The 18,592-nt window shown below is 58.0% G+C and carries 17 protein-coding genes and 3 pseudogenes; 7 read left to right on the top strand and 13 right to left on the bottom strand.

What is annotated here, in order from left to right:
• Positions 1 to 10: 10 nt before the first annotated feature.
• From B0G81_RS11115 to B0G81_RS11155, 9 genes and pseudogenes are all read right to left on the bottom strand, one after another.
• Positions 11 to 652, bottom strand: a complete 642-nt coding sequence (locus B0G81_RS11115) for a DUF1109 domain-containing protein (RefSeq protein WP_134135305.1) — start codon at positions 650 to 652, stop codon at positions 11 to 13.
• 161 nt (positions 653 to 813) lie between these two features.
• A pseudogene (locus tag B0G81_RS11120) lies at positions 814 to 1,296 on the bottom strand (DoxX family protein); the annotation flags it as partial.
• 23 nt (positions 1,297 to 1,319) lie between these two features.
• Positions 1,320 to 2,098 (bottom strand): annotated as a pseudogene (locus B0G81_RS11125) (DNA-binding domain-containing protein).
• Positions 2,088 to 2,957, bottom strand: a complete 870-nt coding sequence (locus B0G81_RS11130; RefSeq protein WP_243856760.1) for a DUF692 domain-containing protein — start codon at positions 2,955 to 2,957, stop codon at positions 2,088 to 2,090. The pseudogene B0G81_RS11125 and the gene B0G81_RS11130 overlap by 11 nt, the downstream one beginning before the upstream one ends.
• An 89-nt stretch (positions 2,958 to 3,046) precedes the next feature.
• Positions 3,047 to 3,355, bottom strand: a complete 309-nt coding sequence (locus B0G81_RS11135; protein ID WP_134135311.1) for a DUF2282 domain-containing protein — start codon at positions 3,353 to 3,355, stop codon at positions 3,047 to 3,049.
• A gap of 170 nt (positions 3,356 to 3,525) precedes the next feature.
• The gene (locus B0G81_RS11140; RefSeq protein WP_134135313.1) at positions 3,526 to 4,173 is read right to left on the bottom strand and encodes a DUF1109 domain-containing protein; all 648 of its coding nucleotides are present in this window, start codon (positions 4,171 to 4,173) and stop codon (positions 3,526 to 3,528) included.
• Positions 4,170 to 4,715 (bottom strand): sigma-70 family RNA polymerase sigma factor, encoded by a 546-nt coding sequence (locus tag B0G81_RS11145; RefSeq protein WP_243856425.1) that lies wholly within the window; start codon positions 4,713 to 4,715, stop codon positions 4,170 to 4,172. The genes B0G81_RS11140 and B0G81_RS11145 overlap by 4 nt, the downstream gene beginning before the upstream one ends.
• A gap of 16 nt (positions 4,716 to 4,731) precedes the next feature.
• Positions 4,732 to 5,538: an SDR family oxidoreductase gene (locus tag B0G81_RS11150; protein ID WP_134135317.1), complete on the bottom strand. Its 807-nt coding sequence runs from the start codon at positions 5,536 to 5,538 to the stop codon at positions 4,732 to 4,734.
• 68 nt (positions 5,539 to 5,606) lie between these two features.
• Positions 5,607 to 6,308: a glutathione S-transferase C-terminal domain-containing protein gene (locus B0G81_RS11155; RefSeq protein ID WP_134135319.1), complete on the bottom strand. Its 702-nt coding sequence runs from the start codon at positions 6,306 to 6,308 to the stop codon at positions 5,607 to 5,609.
• A gap of 177 nt (positions 6,309 to 6,485) precedes the next feature.
• On the opposite strand from B0G81_RS11155, the pseudogene B0G81_RS11160 reads away from it, so the two are divergent.
• A pseudogene (locus B0G81_RS11160) lies at positions 6,486 to 7,081 on the top strand (TetR/AcrR family transcriptional regulator).
• Between the two features lie 171 nt (positions 7,082 to 7,252).
• On the opposite strand, the gene B0G81_RS11165 reads toward B0G81_RS11160, so the two are convergent.
• Both B0G81_RS11165 and B0G81_RS11170 read right to left on the bottom strand, forming a co-directional pair.
• A complete protein-coding gene (locus B0G81_RS11165) occupies positions 7,253 to 8,443 on the bottom strand; it encodes a beta-propeller fold lactonase family protein (protein ID WP_134135321.1) in 1,191 nt (396 codons plus the stop codon).
• Positions 8,444 to 8,867: 424 nt separating this feature from the next.
• Positions 8,868 to 9,353 carry a MarR family transcriptional regulator gene (locus B0G81_RS11170; protein WP_134135323.1) on the bottom strand — a complete coding sequence of 162 codons (486 nt, stop codon included), beginning with the start codon at positions 9,351 to 9,353 and terminating at the stop codon, positions 8,868 to 8,870.
• A 542-nt stretch (positions 9,354 to 9,895) separates the two neighbouring features.
• On the opposite strand from B0G81_RS11170, the gene B0G81_RS11175 reads away from it, so the two are divergent.
• Complete coding sequence (locus B0G81_RS11175) at positions 9,896 to 11,461, top strand: methyl-accepting chemotaxis protein (protein ID WP_134135325.1); 1,566 nt, start codon at positions 9,896 to 9,898, stop codon at positions 11,459 to 11,461.
• A 123-nt stretch (positions 11,462 to 11,584) separates the two neighbouring features.
• On the opposite strand, the gene B0G81_RS11180 is transcribed toward B0G81_RS11175, so the two are convergent.
• Complete coding sequence (locus B0G81_RS11180; protein ID WP_134135327.1) at positions 11,585 to 12,478, bottom strand: LysR family transcriptional regulator; 894 nt, start codon at positions 12,476 to 12,478, stop codon at positions 11,585 to 11,587.
• Positions 12,479 to 12,628: 150 nt separating this feature from the next.
• Between B0G81_RS11180 and B0G81_RS11185 the strand changes: the two genes are divergently transcribed.
• The 3 genes from B0G81_RS11185 to B0G81_RS11195 are packed head-to-tail and all read left to right on the top strand — an operon-like array spanning position 12,629 to position 15,886.
• A complete protein-coding gene (locus B0G81_RS11185; protein WP_134135330.1) occupies positions 12,629 to 12,970 on the top strand; it encodes a DUF485 domain-containing protein in 342 nt (113 codons plus the stop codon).
• Positions 12,960 to 14,816 carry a cation acetate symporter gene (locus tag B0G81_RS11190; RefSeq protein WP_134135332.1) on the top strand — a complete coding sequence of 619 codons (1,857 nt, stop codon included), beginning with the start codon at positions 12,960 to 12,962 and terminating at the stop codon, positions 14,814 to 14,816. Before B0G81_RS11185 ends, B0G81_RS11190 begins: the two co-directional genes overlap by 11 nt.
• Positions 14,817 to 14,851: 35 nt before the next feature.
• Complete coding sequence (locus tag B0G81_RS11195; RefSeq protein ID WP_134135335.1) at positions 14,852 to 15,886, top strand: carbon-nitrogen hydrolase family protein; 1,035 nt, start codon at positions 14,852 to 14,854, stop codon at positions 15,884 to 15,886.
• 264 nt (positions 15,887 to 16,150) lie between these two features.
• On the opposite strand, the gene B0G81_RS11200 is transcribed toward B0G81_RS11195, so the two are convergent.
• Positions 16,151 to 17,062: a LysR substrate-binding domain-containing protein gene (locus B0G81_RS11200; protein WP_134135337.1), complete on the bottom strand. Its 912-nt coding sequence runs from the start codon at positions 17,060 to 17,062 to the stop codon at positions 16,151 to 16,153.
• 284 nt (positions 17,063 to 17,346) lie between these two features.
• Between B0G81_RS11200 and B0G81_RS11205 the strand changes: the two genes are divergently transcribed.
• Both B0G81_RS11205 and B0G81_RS11210 read left to right on the top strand, forming a co-directional pair.
• Positions 17,347 to 17,760: a cupin domain-containing protein gene (locus B0G81_RS11205; RefSeq protein WP_134135339.1), complete on the top strand. Its 414-nt coding sequence runs from the start codon at positions 17,347 to 17,349 to the stop codon at positions 17,758 to 17,760.
• 7 nt (positions 17,761 to 17,767) lie between these two features.
• Positions 17,768 to 18,577 carry a TIM barrel protein gene (locus tag B0G81_RS11210; RefSeq protein ID WP_134135341.1) on the top strand — a complete coding sequence of 270 codons (810 nt, stop codon included), beginning with the start codon at positions 17,768 to 17,770 and terminating at the stop codon, positions 18,575 to 18,577.
• The last annotated feature ends 15 nt before the right edge of the window (positions 18,578 to 18,592 follow it).

An 18,592-nucleotide genomic window follows, 5' to 3' on the forward strand; every position in this document is an offset into this window, starting at 1 on the left:
TCTTTCCGGGCTACCACCGCAAATAGAGCGAGCCAAGCAGGGCACCTAAACCAGCGGTTATGCTGATGCCCAGCACGTACCAGACACCCCAGAACGGTATCGACATCTCTGAACAGTAAAGGGAATACACAAGCAGACTCTGCGCACCAGCGAGCAGTCCGGCCCCCGTACCCGCCAGTATCAGACGGGTAGGAGCAAGTCCCTTCAACGCGTGCATCACAGCGGCAAGCGATGGCAGAGAGAGCAGAACAATATTCGCTGTGGTGACTCTCCACGTTGTACCCAACATCAGTTGCAGGCGATAGCCAGGCGGAGTCGCGAGCACTGTAAACGTGGCAACGAGCAACATGACAATGAATAGCAGTGTCACCGCGAACCACGCGAGTCTGACGGGTGCGCCGGGCCGCCCGAGACGTCCGGCGAGGTTCAATCCAGTGATGAGTGTCGCGACCGGAAACGCCAGCCGGACCCAAAACATCGTCGTAAGTAGTAATTCCGGCATGTCGCTGCGGATGCCGTAAAGCACCACCAGCAATGCCGTGCTGCTGGCCAGGCCAATACTTAGCGCATGATTGAGCCTTTTCGAAGCGTAATTCGGCTCAATCGGCGTCAGATTGTTACCGAGTCTGAGTATCAGATCTGAAGTTCTCATCTTGCTCAGTGGAAAACATTCTGACGCTCCGAAAGCGATACTCGGTGCAATACGGATGCACGATGTCGGACATGATCCTTGTTTCGGGCGCGTAATACTTCGAACCTGACGTTCTGGCACTGTACAGCCGTACGCTTGCCGATCACGAACACTTCGGGTCGGGATCTGAACGACCTGTCACCCAGCAGATAATCAATGGATATTCGACCAGGTCCCCAAGCAGCAATACCCAACGCCATTGCCACCCAGGTCAGGTGAATCGGCCAGCCATCAGGCACCGTCAGTTCGACGATGCAGGTCATGAAGATCAGGCCGGCTACGGCGAAGCGGGCTCCGAGGCCAAGCATGAGCATCAACGGGAACGTGACCTCGCCGCAGCCGGACAGAAATGCAAAAACTGTGGGTGCTGGAAACGGATAGGGACCGCTCGGCAGATGCAGCTGGAACTCCTGCGTGAACAAATCGATGGCCGTATCGCTAAGCTGAAAGAATCCATGCCATTTCAGAATCCCCGATTTCCAGAACGGCACGGCCAGTGCGAGCCGCAGCACGAGCTGGACCAGCCACGGTTGTGCGAGCGTCTGGATCAGCCTGTTCAACGCACTGATCGCGGAGACGAGTACGGCCGGAAGGGGCTGCTTCATGTTCTGTTGGTCCGACATTCTGGTCAATCTCCGTGTTGAATGCCGGTAAAGACGCCGGCTGAATGCATCCCTGCCAGGTGGCCTGGATATCAAAGGAGGGGGCCTCCTGAAGTGCTGCTGCGACCGCTTCGCCCAGTGACGCATCCTCAAGAAGATGAATCAGGAAGCTCGCGCCGCCTGCCGGCAGATGCGATATCAGCACCTCGTGCTCGGGGCGCGTAACGAGTGCATCTTCTGCCTCGCTCGAGCGCAGCGGCGAAACGGGACCATCAGCGCGATTCATCGCAAAGATTGAGATGGCGGGATAAGGCGAGCGTACGACCCGCGCAGCAGGGTGTGGTGTGAAACGTATTTCGGCGAGAGATGTCGGGTCGATCTCGGCTAACGCTTCGGCAGCAAGCACGGGCAGATCACCAGCGTGATAGGCATCCAGCCACGCTCGCTCGATGCGTGCGGTGTCCGCGAGCCAGGGCATTTCGCGGGCATATTCATAGGATTCGATGAACGCAGGGAAGTCCCGTCCATACTCGAACAGCAACGGAGAAGTTGGAGGCATCGCGCGGATATAAAAACGCGCCATCGCCCTGAAGAAGTTGACGCCAGTGATGCGTTGAATCGCAGGATAGACTGCTGCGAGCGCATCAATGAGGCTGACCGTAACGTTGTTGCGATACACGTTGTATCGCTTGATCACACGCTTACCTGGCGCGGCAACCACATCTTCTGGCGCTGTGATAGATGGGTCCATCAAACCCAGTGCAAATTCGGTGGCGTATCGGCGCGAAGAGTTTTCAGGCGGCACGGCTGGCCTCCGCCAAGAGCATCGGCTCTTGTACCGTCATGATTTGCCACGCAGCTAGCGCCTGAGTCCTCAACTCGGGCCGCGCAGGAAGGTTACTGTCCCATTCGAGCAGTGTCGGACGTGGGCCAATCCGTGCAATGAGATTGCGATAGAGGTTCCAGACGGGGTCGGAAATCGCGCAATCGTGACTATCGATGAGGAGCAGTTCGTCTTCGTCGTCGCGTTGCTCGCCATGTCCGGCGAGATGAATTTCGCCCATGTGTTCGAGCGGCAATCCGTCGAGGTACGCCTGCGCGGAAAAGCTGTGATTGGTTGCCGAAACAAAAACGTTGTTGATGTCCAGCAACAGGCCGCAGCCGGTGCGCTGAACGACTGCACGGATGAATTCGGTTTCGCTCATTATCGAAGACGCAAACGCAACATACGTGGACGGGTTCTCAAGAAGCATCGGGCGTTTGATCGCTTCCTGAACCTGGTCGATGTGTTCACATACGTTATCGAGCGTTGCTTTCGTATACGGCAAAGGCAGGAGATCATTGAAGAAGGCACCGCCGTGCGACGACCATGCCAGATGCTCGGACACCAGCATCGGCTCGTAACGCATCACCAGATCACGAAAGCGCCTGAGATGCGCGACGTTCAGCGGGTTGGGTCCGCCAATCGACATGCACACGCCGTGAACAGAGATTGGATATGCCTCGCGGATAGCCGCGAGCGCACGATGCGGGGGGCCGCCGGCACCCATATAGTTCTCGGCGTGAATTTCGAAGAAGCCATCTTTCAGCCCGTCCGCAAGAATTGCGGCTAGGTGTTCATGTTTGAAACTGGTTCCGGCAGGCTCTTGTGCGCCATGCATCATGCCATGGGAACGGCCTAGTTGACACACCACCGTTGGCCGGAGGACATCGTTCATGGCCGCTCCCGTTCATCAGGTCGTCGTGGTTTGAATCAGGACTTCAGTGCAGTGAGCGAGCCGTGACCACCGCCCGGCACTTCGATGCTCGTGCACGTGCCGCCCTGAACGAACTTCCACGAGTTGCCTTGGAAATCCATCGCGGACGTGCCTTGGCACGTCGTGCCGGGACCGGCGGCGCAGTCGTTCTGCCCCTTCAGGGCGACGCCGTAGCACTTCTCCTTGTGAGCAGCGATAGCGGCGGTCGCTTCGGCCTTCGTGAGCGGCGCGGCGTGTGCCACCGATGCGAGCAGGCTTGCAACGACGCCGGCGAGCAGCGTGGAACTAACGGTCTTTGCGGACATTGAAATTCTCCAGGTAGGGATGGAAGGTATTCCGTGGTGGATACAGATGTTAATTCTTGGGATAAGGGGATTGGGTTACAGCGAGGCGCAGATTTTTCTTCCTGCTGATGGCGTGCTGAGATCGGCCTTCAAATCAAGCGGGTTATATTGTCCCGTTGACAGTGCACCACTCACCAGCGAAGGAGTTTGGGACCAAGGATTGCCCCTAGCGCGGATGGAAGCAGCATGCCAGCCACATACCAGACGCTCCAGAACGCCGGGTTCATCTCAGGACAATGAAAGCAGTACGCGACTGTAGCAATCGAGCTCGCGAGCATTCCTAAGGAAGCGCCGGCGAGCCGTAGACTGATGGGCGCCAAACCTTTGACAGCCCAGAATACGGCGACGAAGCCAGGAGCAGCGAGCAGAAGAATATTAAACGGGCACGACCGCCAGGAGTGTCCGAGTATGGCAGGCAGCCGGTCCTGTGGCGTGGCGGCGACGAGGGTCAGTATTGCTGCGATCCAGACGGCAAGTACCGGTAACGCCATGATGAGCCATCCGGCTCCAACCTTCGCGCCTGGGCGCGCCAACCGTGCCGTTGCAATCAGGGCGCCGATTGCAATGCATAGCGGGAGCGCGAGCTTCTCCCAAAAAATCGTAGTTCTGACGACAGCGCCCAGATCGGGGCGGATGCCAAACACAGCAATCGTTAACATCGTCGCGCCAGCGCCAGCGGCGGCGATCGGCAGTGAGGCGCTGAGGCGACGATTCGCGCTGCCGCTTTCTACGGGCGTTATGCCTGTCGCGAGCAATCTGACAAGATCATCTGTTCTCATGCAATTCCCCGGACGTATGTGGCCAGAGCCTTGATCCCTCTATGGATACTGACCTTTACGGCCGACTCCGATAGCCCCGTCAACCGGGCAGCTTCGGCAACCGAAAGTCCCTGCAGCTTGACGTGTACGATCGAGAGTCGCTGTTTGTCTGGCAGGTGACCAAGCAGTTTCTCGATATCGCGACGTGCATCGGTTGGTTCCGCGTCGGACTCGGCGAAGATGTCTTCGTGTTCGTCAAGCGGCTGGTGCAACGACTCGCGCCGCGCACGTGTCCTGAAGAAATCCATTAGCTTATAACGCGCGATTGCGTGAACCCATGCGGTCAGAGGTTCATCCGGACGATACGTATGACGCGCACTATGCACGGCCAGCAGGATTTCTTGAACGATATCCTCGGCGTCGACGTGAAGTTCCGGAATCCGCCTGCGAAGATAGCCCCGAAGGTGGCCAGCCAGTTCGGACAGGAACGCGCGATACTCGGATGCGTTGCCTGCCAGCCCAACGACAAACAACGTTTTCAGACGCTGCTCTGCGGAATACACGAATTTGACTCCCGGATCAAAGGGCAGAGTGATCCCGGACAGCATCCTCAAGGTCGGCTTTCATTCCGGCAAAGCGTCGGTCCAGCGCAGAAGGATCGTTGTGATTCAGTGCAATCATTTGCGCTCGTGCCTCACCGCCCCGGATGACGTCGAATGCATTTTCTTCAAGCCCGCAGCAGATTGCAGCGGCAACGGCCAATGCCGGTTCACGTACGAAACCCAGTTCGACCCCGGCTCGCGAAGTCTCCATCATGGGTGTATCTGTTGCCCCCGGATATGCTGTCATGACGTGGATTCCTTCTCCGGTAAGCTCGCGTCGCAAGGATTCACTAAAGCGTGCGAGTCCTGCCTTGACTGCTGCGTAAGTCGTATAGAACGGCATGCCGATCAAAGCAATTCCCGAAGCGACGTTCACGACAGCGCTATCGCCGCTCTCACGGAGGCGTGGCAGAAATGGCTGGATGAGAAGGATGGGCGCCAGGAGATCGACTTCGATCATCGTCCGGATTTCGGATTCAGTGGTCTTCTCGAGCCTGCCGGCTCGCACGCCGCCGGCGTTGTTTACCAGTATATCGAGACCGCCGAGCGCTACGAGTGCCTCTGCAACGGTCACATCACGTCCCGACTGCGTGGTAACGTCAGCAACGATGCCTTTCGCTGCGACGCCTGCCGCGCGCAAGCTCGCGATCGCCGAATGGAGTCTGTCGTTCTGCCGGCCGCTGATCGCCACGTGTGCACCTTTGGAGCCCAGAACCTGAGCGAGCGCGAGACCAATGCCACTGGAGCCGCCAGTGATCAATACCCGCTTGTTCCTGATTTCCATTCCTCGTGTTCCTTGTTTGATGTGATTACTCGGGGCTATAGGATGGATTTCCCCTGCGATTACGTGCGTTACGGGGTTGGGTAGTTAGACGGGAAGAGGGCGCGTCGCGCATCCTCATCCATCTCCTGCTTGAACGCATGTCCGGTCCCAACCGTCCTTGCACGAATCGCCGCTGGGCGAGCGTCAATTTCCGTGAACCAGCGCTTGAGGTTGATGAATGGCGCCAACGGGTCATCGACACCGGGAAGCACGAAAGTTGCACGTGCTATCCAGCCCCACGCGGACATATCCGCGATCGTATAGGTCTCTCCCATCAGGTACTGGCGACGCGCGAACTGATCGTCTAGTACGCGGTAGTGTCGCTCCGCTTCGCGGCGGAACCGGTTGATCGCATAAGGCAGCTTCTCCGGCGCCGCGTGCTGGAAATGTACCGACTGACCCGAAAACGGCCCGACCCCTGAACTGATGAAGAAAAGCCAGGAGAGCAACTCCGGGCGATCAGTTGCCGCGCCGAGATACATCCCGGTTTTTTCTGCCAGATACAGCAGGATGGCGCTGGAATCGAATACCCTGGCTTCCTTCCCATCTGGGTCGGCCCTGTCGACGATTGCAGGAACCTTGCCGTTCGGATTAACTTTATGGAAAGCATTGAGATGTTGTTCGCCCTTCTTGGTGTCAACGGGTCGCAGTTCATACTCGAGGCCAGTTTCTTCAAGCATCAGGGCAACCTTTGCAGGGTTGGGCGCAGGGTGAAAATAGAACTCAATCATGATGTTCCTGTGCTTTGCGTTCAGACTGTCCGACGCGTACGCGATAGTTGTCGTAAGACCTCAGACGAGGTTTGATATCATCGATCGAGGCGTTTTAGATCAGATGATCTAGAATATCGTAACGTACTTGACGTTGCAATGTCGGCTGGCAAGACGCTACACAAGGCAGAAGTTAATATGGTTCGACCACGGGAATTTGATGAAAGCGCGGTCCTCGATGCAGCGGCCCACCAATTCTGGATTTATGGCTATGGGGCGACTTCCGTGCGCGATCTCGCGGGGAAGGCATGGGAATTACGGACGCAAGCCTGTACAACGCATTCGGGGACAAACGGTCACGATTTCAGCGAGCGCTGACGCGTTACGTTGAAAGAAGCTTCGGTGACCGGGTGTCAAGATTTGAGCAGAACCTGCCGCCCCTGGATGCCATCAAGGCATTCTTCGGAGAGGTTGTCGAGCGGTCTGTCTGCGACCAGGACCGTAAGGGATGTCTGCTGGTGAATTCTGCACTTGAGGTTGCACCGCACGACACCGACTTTCAGGTGATGATCGCAAATATATTGGTGGAGGTCGAAGCGTTTTTCCGGCGTGGTGTAAATGCGGGTCAGCAGACTGGCGAAATTTCGACTGCACAGCCTGCTGATGATCTTGCCCGGTTGCTACTGGGAGTACATCTTGGCATACGGGTGCTCGCCCGGACACGACCGGAGCGTGCGCTGCTAGAAGGCTTGTTGCGTCCCATCTATGCGTTGTTAGATGGGAAGTGCCTTTAGCGGTGACGGTTAGAAATTTCAGCGGTGATCTGTCCGTTAGTGTCATGGACGTCCGTTTCGCAGATGTCGTCGAATCTGCAGGTATAGCGCGCATCTTCCTATGCCACGCAAAAGTGTAAAGATCGGGGCGCGCATGCGTGCGCGCCTTAGCCAACGCATGTGGCAATGAAGTCAGATCCCTGCGAGGCCTTGCAGTGAAATCCTGGACAGCGTGTTTGCAGGTTGCTCGCCGATTTTTGTGAGTGAACCGTTGGTACCAATCGAATACTCGACAACCTTGTCATCGCCAGGAAAGTCTTCGTATAGATATTTGCTGTCGGGACTGACCCAAGAGTCTTCTGCAAGGCTCGTAACTCCGGGTGTTACTGGTGGCTCGCTTGCCGCAATTCCGTTGAGCAGGGTAAGGCGACCAGCCGAATCAATCGAGTACGAAGATATGATCCCGCTTCCATTGCCGACATATGCAAATCTGTTGTCTGGTGTGAGAGATAGCCAGCATGGTGCCCCGTTCCCTGGGACGACCAGAGGGCCGCTGATTACCGTTAAGGCGCCAGTGTCGCCCAATTGATACGACGCAGCGCTATTGCTAACAGTTTCGGCGGATACGACTGCTCGACTTTGTGCACCGCTGCCGAAGCGGGCGGCGAACGGCCCCTGACCAGTCGCGGGTGACGAGACTGCCGCGCCAAGCGTCCCATCTACGTTGATGGGATGGGCGATCAGGGTATTGTTCGGGGTGGCGGTTGCTCCACTTGCTAGGCTTCGAACGTCAACGAGAACGAACTTGCCGTCAGGTGATACTGCGACCTGCGTCGGTAGCACATTTGCCTGAACGGTCGCGTACTGCCCAATCTGTGTCAGTTTGCCGTCCGTGCCGACGCGGTAGGCACCCAGTTGTTGCGTTCCTTGCTGATGAGTGACATATAGTACGCCGTTCGCAAATGCCAGCGAAGTCGGAAGGACGCCACCCGTCGATGACGTGGCGAGTAACGTCGGATTGCCACCATTTTTGTCGATCGAAAATACACTGACCGTATTGTCCCCTGCGTTGGTCACAAAAAGACGTGACCCGTCGGAGCTGACGATAACGCTGTTGTCGCTCGTCAGGGAGTCCGGCCCGACTGTGCCTCCCGTCGCGAACGTCACGCCACCCGTGCCTTTCCCTCCTGTCAAGACTGTCGAGCCGGGGCTTAACGTTCCGTCCGGGTTCCGCGTGAAATGAAGTACCGCGTTCGCTGTATCGTTTGTTTGCGCGAAGAGCTGCGGCTTGACGGTGCTGCTATTCCCGTTGTTGTCAGAGCCGCCGCATGCGGCAAGCACGACCGACGATATCACTGCAGCTGTCACCGTTCTTTTTAGCATGGCCTTTCCTCGGAGTCTGGAGCGAGCCGGCCTTGTTCGCCATCGGGCGACAGCAGGCGGGTTCGCGATGAATGGGAACGTGACCGTGTCGTTGGATCACAACCGGTAATTCGTCTGATGAATTCGACCGGTTACGCCCGAGGTTGAATTTTTTGTTCTTAGTGGCCACAGGGCTTTCAAGGCAGGTGGAGGAACCGAGGCGAAACGAGGGGGCGCGCGCTTCGAGTGCCTTGCGGCCGACACAAAGCAGACTCTGCTCCCCGGCAGGAGACTCTTCGTGAAGGGGAGGCGGCACAACCAATGGTTGCCGAAGATCCCGATTTGAACGGCGCAAGAAGGCGACGATGCGGCGAGCTATCGCGCGATGTGGGAGGTCACGGGTGCATCGGGGGCACCGTCGGGCTTTCTCAAGCCAGATAGCGCTCTAGGCGTGTGACCGATCGGAATTTCCTGCATAGCGACGAACGGACGCTGGCGACGATTGCGCTGCAAGTTCACAGAAAGCACCTTCCGAGAAGATGTTCGCGAGCTCAACATCGAGCGCTTGCCAGCTAACGAGCGCCTGCAAGACAGAGTTTAGTCCAATCTCGGTCAGTGCAACGCGTCGGATCCGGCGATCTTCTGGGGGAGCACTGGTAGCGATCAACCGTCCTCTCGCCAGCAAGCTGACCTGGTCCGATACTCGTGACATCTCTAACTGGCACGCGGTCGCGATGTCTTTCACCGTTGGCGCGCTGTCGTCGAGAAGCATGGTCATGATGCAAAACTGCAGGACGGAAAGGCCCGTCGGTCGAAATGCATCTTCGAGTCTCTTTCCCAGATTCTTCATGCCGCGTAGAGCCAACAGATAAGTCTGGCCGAGGGTTTTGGCGTCGGCCAGTTGATCCGTTCTGACGGCGATCTGGTGCATTTTGATCCTTTCGACGTTATCAACTGCACGTGTCCAAAGGACCACGCTCACGCCCAACCTTGGTGTGAAAGACCCGTCTGCTAATCATAAGGCACATCGAAAGGCGGCGCTCAAATCCGCCGTGATTTCGACTACGGCTGTCCCAAACCCGACTGGCGGTTGGTCGACGCAGGAAGCAGGAGCCTCTGCAAGTCAGGTCCGCAGCTTAACCGTGCTCACCCGTCGGACGCCTGCGCTCGACGCTTCTAATCTGAGAGATGTCCGTGTGTCAATAGATATTTTGTTTCCGAGGCTGGTCCGAAAATGTTTCGATGATGTCATCTGGATAATATGTAGAATCCTGAGTTTTCCGACGTTGCTGTAGCGAATCCGTTCGAGGGCGCTGCGGTCGATATGGATACAGAGTGGCGCAAGCATGAGTGGCGAGCAGATTGACCCCGTGCCGATCCTGCTTCCGGGGGCGGGGCGGCACAGTGTGAGGAGACGAGCGTCGTACCAATGGCGCATCGGTTTTACCTAAATATTAATAACCAGGTTTAATTATGTTTCGCGAAATGTCGTTCAGGTCGAAGATTATTCTTCTCGTCGCAGTGGCAGTCACGGGCATTGTCGTCATATGCATCGGTAACTTTTTTCAGACGCGACGTCTCATCCTGGACGCACAGCGCGTCGAACTTCGAACTGCTGTCGAGACCGCTTACAACATCGTGGCGAACTACGAAGCGCTCGCAGCGAAGGGAGTCATGAGCCAGGAGGACGCGAAGCGCGCTGCAGCTGACGCGGTCCGCGCTTCCCGCTTTGAAGGAAAGGACGGAAAGACAGAGTATTTCTACATTTATACGATGGAAGGTGTGGGCGTCATGCATCCTTTCCATCCCGAATTCGTCGGTCAGGACGTGACGGACAAGATACGTGACGGCAACGGTCACCCAGTCATCCGAATTCTTCTGGATGCACTTGCACGATCGCCCAATGGCAGGGCATACCTCGACTCAGCGTTTTCGCGGCCAGGACAAACCGAAATCATCGAGAAACTGCAGTATGTGATGGCGGAGCCGGGCTGGAACTGGATGATCGGTTCTGGACTTTATATGGACGATGTGAATCGGCGGGTATGGCTCGGGGCCATCGAGAATTCAGCCGTCGGTGTCGTTATGCTTCTTCTCGTGATTTCGCTTGGCGCGCTGGTGTCGCGGTCTGTGCTGTCGCAACTCGGCGGTGACCCTCGCGTCGCCGTCGCATCGATGCGGAAAATTGCGCAACGTGATCTTTCAGGCAGACTGGAAGGATACCCGGCAGGCAGCCTGCTCGGCGAGCTCTCTTCGATGATGGACGGATTGCGGTCAACGGTATCGAGCATCCGGGAGAGCATCGGGACGATTGAGTCAGCGAGTACGGAGATCGCATCGGCCAGCGGCGACCTTTCTGCACGGACTGAGCGCGCTTCAGCAAGCCTGCAGGAGACTGCGGCTTCAATGGAGGAGATCACGAGTGCAGTTGCACAGGCTGGCGACTCGGCCAACTCAGCAGAAGGCCTTGCGAAAACGGCGCAGCAGTCCGCGATTCACGGAGCAGAGGTCGTAACAGGTGTTATTACCAGGATGCAGGACATCGATGAGAGCTCGCGACAAATATCGACGATCATCGGTGTAATCGACGGAATCGCGGCACAGACAAACATTCTCGCGCTCAATGCGGCCGTTGAGGCCGCGCGAGCCGGAGCACACGGCCGGGGGTTCGCGGTCGTCGCCGCAGAGGTTCGCGCACTGGCGCAGCGCTCATCGCAGGCCGCGAGAGAAATCAAGGTACTCGTGGCGTCGTCGGCGGAAGCCACGAAAGCGGGGGCCGAACTGGTTGGCTACGCCGGTGAAGCGATGAAGTCGATCGTAGAGCAGGTCGATGCAGTGTCGGCGCTGATCCGCGAAATTAATCGAGCCGCACTTGAACAAAAGGACGGCATCACCCAAGTGAACGCTGCCGTAGGACATATCGACAGCATGACCCAGGAAAATGCGTTGCTCGTGCAGAAATCGAGCTCGGCCGCCGATGACTTGAAGATTCTTGCCGAATCGCTTTCTGACGAAGTCTCGGACTTCCGGCTGCACTAGATCTGACTCCCATGTCGGAGCGACTGCCTCCGTCCGTTGAGTAGTGGTAACTGGCAGGCAACGTTCCGAAAGGTGCTGTTCCCTGCGCCGACTCAGGCGTTGACATCAAGTTCTGGCGCGCGATCAGGCAGGGTAGTCTCGCGCCATGATCTCTGTGAGAAAAGAGGCGACCGCGCGTATTCGCGGAACGCGTTGCAGATACAGGTGTGAACTCATCCACACGGCACGCTTCACGTCGATATGGTCCGCGAGTATCTGGACGAGACCAAAGCGCTCCGCCTTGGCGAACGCGGGCAGCATGACAATTCCGCCGCCAACCGCTGCCGAAAACATCTGGGAGAGCATGCTGGTTGAATGAAACGCGATAGGTGGATCAACAATTGCGTCGTCGAGCCAGCGTACGGCGTCGAGCTGGATGAGATCGTCGATGTAGCCGACAAATTGGTGGTCCCGCAAATCAGCGACCGTTGTTGGAACGCCGTGCTCCGCAAGGTAGTCTCCGTGCGCATAGAGATGCAACCGGAACTCGCCAATTTTCTCAATTCTCAGATTCGTTCCCTGGGGCTCGAAAAAACCGAGAAACAGATCAGCCTCACGATGGGAGATGCGCACGTCCGTCGCTGAAGTCACTAGCTCAATGGTGATGCCAGGCTGACGGCGACGAAATTCGACGAACTGCTCGCTGAGATAGAGGGACGCGATCCCCTCCATGGTGGCGATGCGTACGTGTCCGGAGAGGCCTGGCCGGTCACCGCTGAGCGTATCCCCGAGCGTCATGATGCTTGCTTCGACTGCTTCCACGTACTCCAGCATTTCCCGGCCTTGGGCGTTAAGCCGATACCCGAGCCGGTCGCGCTCGAAGACTGGTGTCTCAAGCGCAAACTCGAGCGCAGAAATGCGCCGGCCAACCGTCGCGTGGTCCATCCCGAGCATGCGACCGGCCTTCGAGAGATTGCCGGCTCGTGCGAGAGTCAGGAAAACCCGCAGATCGTTCCAATCCAGGTGATTGAGATTCACGGGAAGCCTCCACTGGCTGGGCATCCATTGTCCCTGTGCAAAATTGCACAGACCAGAGATTCTTTTCCGGTTCGCCGGGAAATCTGGCTTTCATAGACTTGGTTTCAGTCGCCGGGAGCCCCCGGCCCCCGACCTGCACAGGAGGAATTCATGGCTGAGACCGACGTGGACTGGGATGCGATCCTGTCGAGCGAGCGCTTCAGGCGCCTCGCCCAGAAACGACGAAACACCGCTGTTGTGCTGGGCGTCCTCGCCGCGATCTACTACTTTTCGATTCCCGCGCTGATCGCGTGGGCGCCGTCTTTCTTCAAGATTCGTCTGATACCGGGCATTAACCTCGGAACCATCTTCGCGGTTTCGCAGTACCCCTTCGGTGGCGCGATCGCCTACGCGTTCTTGCGGCGCACGGCACAGATCGACCAGGCAACGTCGGACGTCAAGGAGCAGGCGGCTCCGATTCCGGCAGCCGGGGAGCAGCGTCATGCGTACTAGGCACCTGCTCGCACTACTCATGGCGCTTTTAGCGCCAGCAGTTCCAGCCTTCGCGGCAGAGGCGGGACGAACCGCCGTCACCCATCACTTTCTGACTTTCGCGGTCTTTGGCCTTGTCATCGCCTCGACACTTCTGATCACCTGGTTCGCCTCGCGGAGCAACCGTACGGCGGGCGACTTCTACACGGCTGGAGGCGGGATAGGCCCAGGGAAGAATGGCCTGGCCATCGCCGGTGATTACCTGTCGGCCGCTGCGTTTCTCGGAGCGTCCGGTCTGATATCGCTGTATGGCTTCGACGGGATGATCTACCTCGTTGGTTTCTTCGCTGCTTTCATCCCCGTTCTACTTTTCATCGCTGAGCCGTGTCGGAATCTGGGTAAATACACAATCGGTGACGTGCTGGCGATGCGCAACAGCTTTCGCTCGACGAAGGCGGTGTCGGCTGTGTCGAGCGTTGTGGTGGCGCTTGCGTACATGATCCCGCAGATCGTCGGCGGCGCGGTCATTGTCCGCGCGCTCGTCGGTATCGACTACAACGTATCGGTTGTCGGTGTCGGCGCGCTGATGCTCATCTATGTCGCCTGCGGCGGAATGAAGGCGACAACCTGGGTACAGGTCATCAAGGCAGTGCTGCTCATCGGCGCATCCTTCGTTCTGGTCGTGCTCGCATGGCTTCCTTTTGGCTTCCAGGTTCCAACGTTCATGGAGGCGGTCGTTCATAGCCAGTTCGTGCAGGCGCATGTGAGTTCGATGGCTGCTGCGCGAGACTTGACGGGCGATGAGCTCGGCTGGCGCTTCCTCGAGCCCGGGTTGTTCCTGAACAAGCCTTTGGAGCTGTTTTCACTCGGACTCGCTCTCGTTCTCGGTACGGCGGCCATGCCTCACATCCTGATGCGCTTCTTCACCGTGAAAGATGCGAAGGCGGCGCGCCACTCAGTGATGTGGGCGATGCTCGGTATCGGTGCCTGCCACCTCTTCATCGTCGTGATTGGTTTTGCGGCCGCATATTACGTCGGAGCACCTCTGATTTCCCTGGCAGACAAGGGCGGCAACCTGGCGGCTCCATTGCTCGCGCAGGCACTCACTGGCGGCCCAGGCAGCACGGGCGGAGACCTGATGCTTGCCTTTATTGCGGCCGTCGCATTCGCAACCATCGTGGCGGTCGTAGCCGGGTTGACGCTAGCGGCCGCCTCATCAATCGCACACGACGTGTACGTCGGCGCCGTGAAGAACGGGGACGCCACGGATCGCCAGCAGGTTATCGCCGCGCGAATTGCGACCCTGGCCGTCGGGGCGATCGCGATCGCGGTGAGCATCATGGCGCGCGGCCAGAACGTCGCACAACTGGTAGGGCTGGGTTATGCGGTCGCTGCGTCCGCGAATCTTCCAGCTCTCGTGATGACGCTTTACTGGCGTCGGACCACAACGCAGGGAGTCATCGTTGGCATCATCGGCGGAACACTGGCCGCGATCGTGCTGGTCCTGGTGTCGCCGAACATGACGTACCCGGCATTGGTACGGCAGGAGGCGATAGCAACCGCGAAGCGAGTGGAAGCTCAACTGGCGGTCACGAACGATACAGGCGCCCGAAGCGCGCTTCTGGAGCAACACGGGCGCGCGCTATCAACGGCGAAGGCGATCTCTCCTGACGCGACCAGCGTCGTCGGGCTGCGCGAACCCCTCGTCACACTGCGTAATCCTGGCATCCTTTCCATTCCGGTTGGTTTCCTGCTTGTCATTCTTGTGTCGCTGATGACCCGCGATGCGGCAGCCCGCTCACGCTGGGCCGAGCTCGTTGTCAGACGCGAGACAGGTCTGGGCGCCGCGACGGCAAGCGACCACTAATCACAGCCAACTCCCTGAGCGAGAGCATACACACCATGTCCTATCTTCCGATCGTCAAGGTCGCAGCCGTTCATGCTGCGCCGGTATTTCTCAATAAGACCCAAACCGTTGCCAAGGCAATATCGTTCATCCGCGAAGCGAGTCGAAACGGGGCGCAGCTAGTCGCGTTTCCTGAGTCATACATCCCGGCGTTCCCGGTGTGGGCATCGCTCTGGGCACCCATTGACAATCACGACCTGTTCGAGCGGTTTGCCGGTGAAAGCCTGTACGCGAACGGTCCCGAACTCGAAGAGATTGCTGCGGAGGCGCAGCGTTGCGGCGTGTTCGTTTCGCTAGGGTTCAGCGAGAGATCCCATGCAAGTGTCGGCTGCCTCTGGAACTCGAACGTTCTGATCGACGATCAAGGCACCATCGTCAACCATCATCGCAAGCTTGTGCCTACCTTCTACGAAAAGCTCGTTTGGGCGGCAGGCGACGGAGCAGGGCTGCAGGTTACGGATACACGCATTGGCCGGATTGGTGGCCTTATCTGCGGCGAGAACACAAATCCGCTCGCACGCTACTCGCTCATTGCTCAGGGCGAGCAGATTCACATTTCCAGTTGGCCGGCGCTATGGCCGACGCGCCGCCCGGTAACGGGCGGCAACTTCGACAACGTCGCCGCGAACCGGTTGCGCGCCGGAGCGCATTCGTTCGAAGCGAAGGCGTTTGGCATCATCTGCGCAGGCTACATGGACGCCGAGATGCGGGACTATCTTGTTTCAAGAGATCCGGCCGCCGCTGCGGTGCTCGATGGCTCACCGAGGGCCGCCACCATGTTCGTCGATCCGACTGGCAGCCAGATCGGAGACATGCTGAGCGACGAGGAAGGCATCGCGTACGCCCAATTCGATCTGAACCGTTGCGTCGAGCCGAAGCAGTTCCACGACGTCGTCGGCTACTACAACCGCTTCGACGTTTTCTCGCTGGCGGTTAACCGGAAACGGCTTGAGCCTGTGACATGGCGCGAGGTCGCAAATGGTCCGACCGCCCGGACAGACGCCGCATCTGCGTTGCCCGTCGAAGGCTAGCGCCAGGATCGTGTCTGTGAGCCACCGTTTCTCGGTCGGTGGCCCGCAGACACTATCGATAAAGCTGATCGCCCTCCGTCGCTCGTTAACCGCTGGAGCGTCGCCTCCGAAGGAAGCGTCTCCGACGGGACGAGTACGGGAATTCCTTGAAGGCGATTCGCGGAGAAGTGGGCCGTAAAGCGGATGGACTCTACGATCAGCGACAGACGTAAGGGCAACAGCAACACGCGGAAAAACCAGATGAGAAACAACGATCTCGGTCACTTAAGCGAAGGGCTCGCCAGCCTGATGTAGGCGCATGCACTCTCGAAGAATTCCGATGAATTGCTCCGCTGCCCGTGATTGCACCGAGAATTTCGCGCAAACCAGATTCACATTGAAGGTGATCGACGCCGTAAGCGGCCTAACCACCAATCCTGCCCAAAGGTCGTTGGCTACGGAGAATTCATCGACGATTGCAACGCCGAGCGCACGCTTCGCGAGGGCACATGCGAGCTCCGCTCTGGGGACATCGATGGTCGGGGTAATGTCGATGCCGTGAGCTTCGAGCGTAGAGTGAATGAGCCTGCCGAAAGCGATGCTCGGTGACAGAAAAATCGTCTTGTGCGCGCCAAGATCATCAAATGTGATGGCTTTCCGGGACGCGAGGGGATGATTATCTGGCATCGCACATACCATATTCCCCGTTCCGAGTTTTTCCACAGTCAGATTCGGGTTGCTCAGCGGTAGCACTGTAACGGCAAGGTCAATTTGCTTGCTGAGCAATTCATTCGGAACGTCTTTCGTCAATGTGGTGTGAAACCGGATCCGGGTCTTGGGACTTCGCTGGTTGAAGAGTTCGATAACGCGTGGCATCAGGCTCAGACCGAGACTTGGGCTGCAGCTTACGCCAATTTCGGTGGTAGGTCGGCTCGCCAGATGTTCCACAAAGCGGTCGACGCTTAACGCCGCATCATAAACCTGCTGTACTTCTTCGAAGAGCGAAGCCGCTGCGGACGTAGGAAGCAGCTTGCCGCCTGTTCGTTCGAACAATTTGATGCCCAGGCTCGTCTCGGTATGGTTGAGTAGCCGGCTGACGGCAGGCTGCGAAACATACAACATGCGCGCTGCGCCACTCACTGTACCGGTGAGCATCACGGCGCGGAACACTTCCATCTGTCGCAACTTGAATTTCACCGAGTCTCCCTCGCTTGACTTTTTCAGCTGTGTCCGGCGCACCCATGACCGGCCAACCGGTCCAAAATGCTCCAGTGCTAGACGGCCCTAAGCAATCGGGATATTCCTGCATGTCGCGCGTCCGTTAATCGATCTCCCACCCGATATTTGCCCCATAACCTTTAGGCATGGGTGCACTTATATCGGCATAAATGGCAAGACGACCCGCTGCTAACATCCATTTAACCGCTGTGCCGACGTAGTGCTCGATCCCGGCAACGCGCAAACAAAATGGAGACAAGCACATGAGTACGACCCACATTTTCCACGTCGATAGCGTACCGGCTATCAGTCGGGGAGGCGGCGTCACGACGACACCGCTCACGACACATTTCACAGCGCCAGAATCGCGCTTCACGACCGGTATGAGCGTTTATCCGGTCGGGAAGGGTGCACCGCTGCACGTGCACAACTGCGACGAGCAGGTGACGTTGCTGGAGGGAATTGGCGAAGTCGAAATCGAAGGGAAGATCACGCCGCTCAAGCAGTACGACAGCACTTATATCCCGGGCGGTGTGGTGCACGCGTTCAGAAACAAAGGGGACGTTCCCATGCGCATCCTGTGGATCTACGCGGCGTCGCGTGTCACGCGAACATTCGAGGGAAGCGACGAAGAGGTTGAACATCTGTCCGCAAAGGACATGATGATCAAGGCATGACACGCCGATGGGCACGAACAGGCTGAGCGTCAACTTGTCAACGCTTTTCACAGAGGCCCCGCTCGCGCAGCGATTTGGACTTGCGTCTGCGTCAGGCTTCGCTTGCGTGGAAATGCAGTACCCATACGAACTTCCTGCGCATGAGGTAAAGCAAAGGCTCGATAATTTCCATCAGACGGTAGCACTCGTCAATGCGCCACTCGGTTCTGAGCCGCAACGGCGTGGACTGGCGGCTGTCATCGGTCAGCGCGAGGCATTCCGGAGCGCATTTCTACACGGACTGGAATACGCGAACACGCTTAACTGTGGCTTGCTCCATGTTCTGTCCGGCGTTGTCGACCTGGTAGACCACGATGCGGCGCAAGCGATATGGCTGGACAACATGGTGTGGGCGGCAGGCGAAGCGGGTAGCGCAGGCGTAACCACGGTCGTGGAAGCGCTGAATCCGGTCGACGTGCCGGGCTACTTTATCCGGTCGCTAGCACACGCAGCATCACTTATCGAGCAGGTCGAGAGCCCGTATCTGAAATTGCTGTTTGACACTTACCATTGCGCGATGTCTGGAGCCGATTGTGCAGCGGAGCTCTCGCGCTGGATACCTCGCGTTGGCCATGTGCAGATTGCTGATTGTCCTGGACGTGCCGAGCCGGGTACGGGGGCAATCGACTGGGCGAGGCTCTTCGATCAGCTCCATCAATCTGGCTATTGCGGAGCAATTGGCCTCGAATTTCGTAACCAACAGAGCGTCCCACGGTGCTTTGACGCTGTAAATCATTTCGTTGACCATTCGAGGCTGCGTGTCGGGGCTTCTTCCTGACAACCCGCCGGCGTG

Origin of the sequence: Paraburkholderia sp. BL6665CI2N2 (genome assembly GCF_004366535.1) — a bacterium.
Lineage (GTDB): Bacteria > Pseudomonadota > Gammaproteobacteria > Burkholderiales > Burkholderiaceae > Paraburkholderia.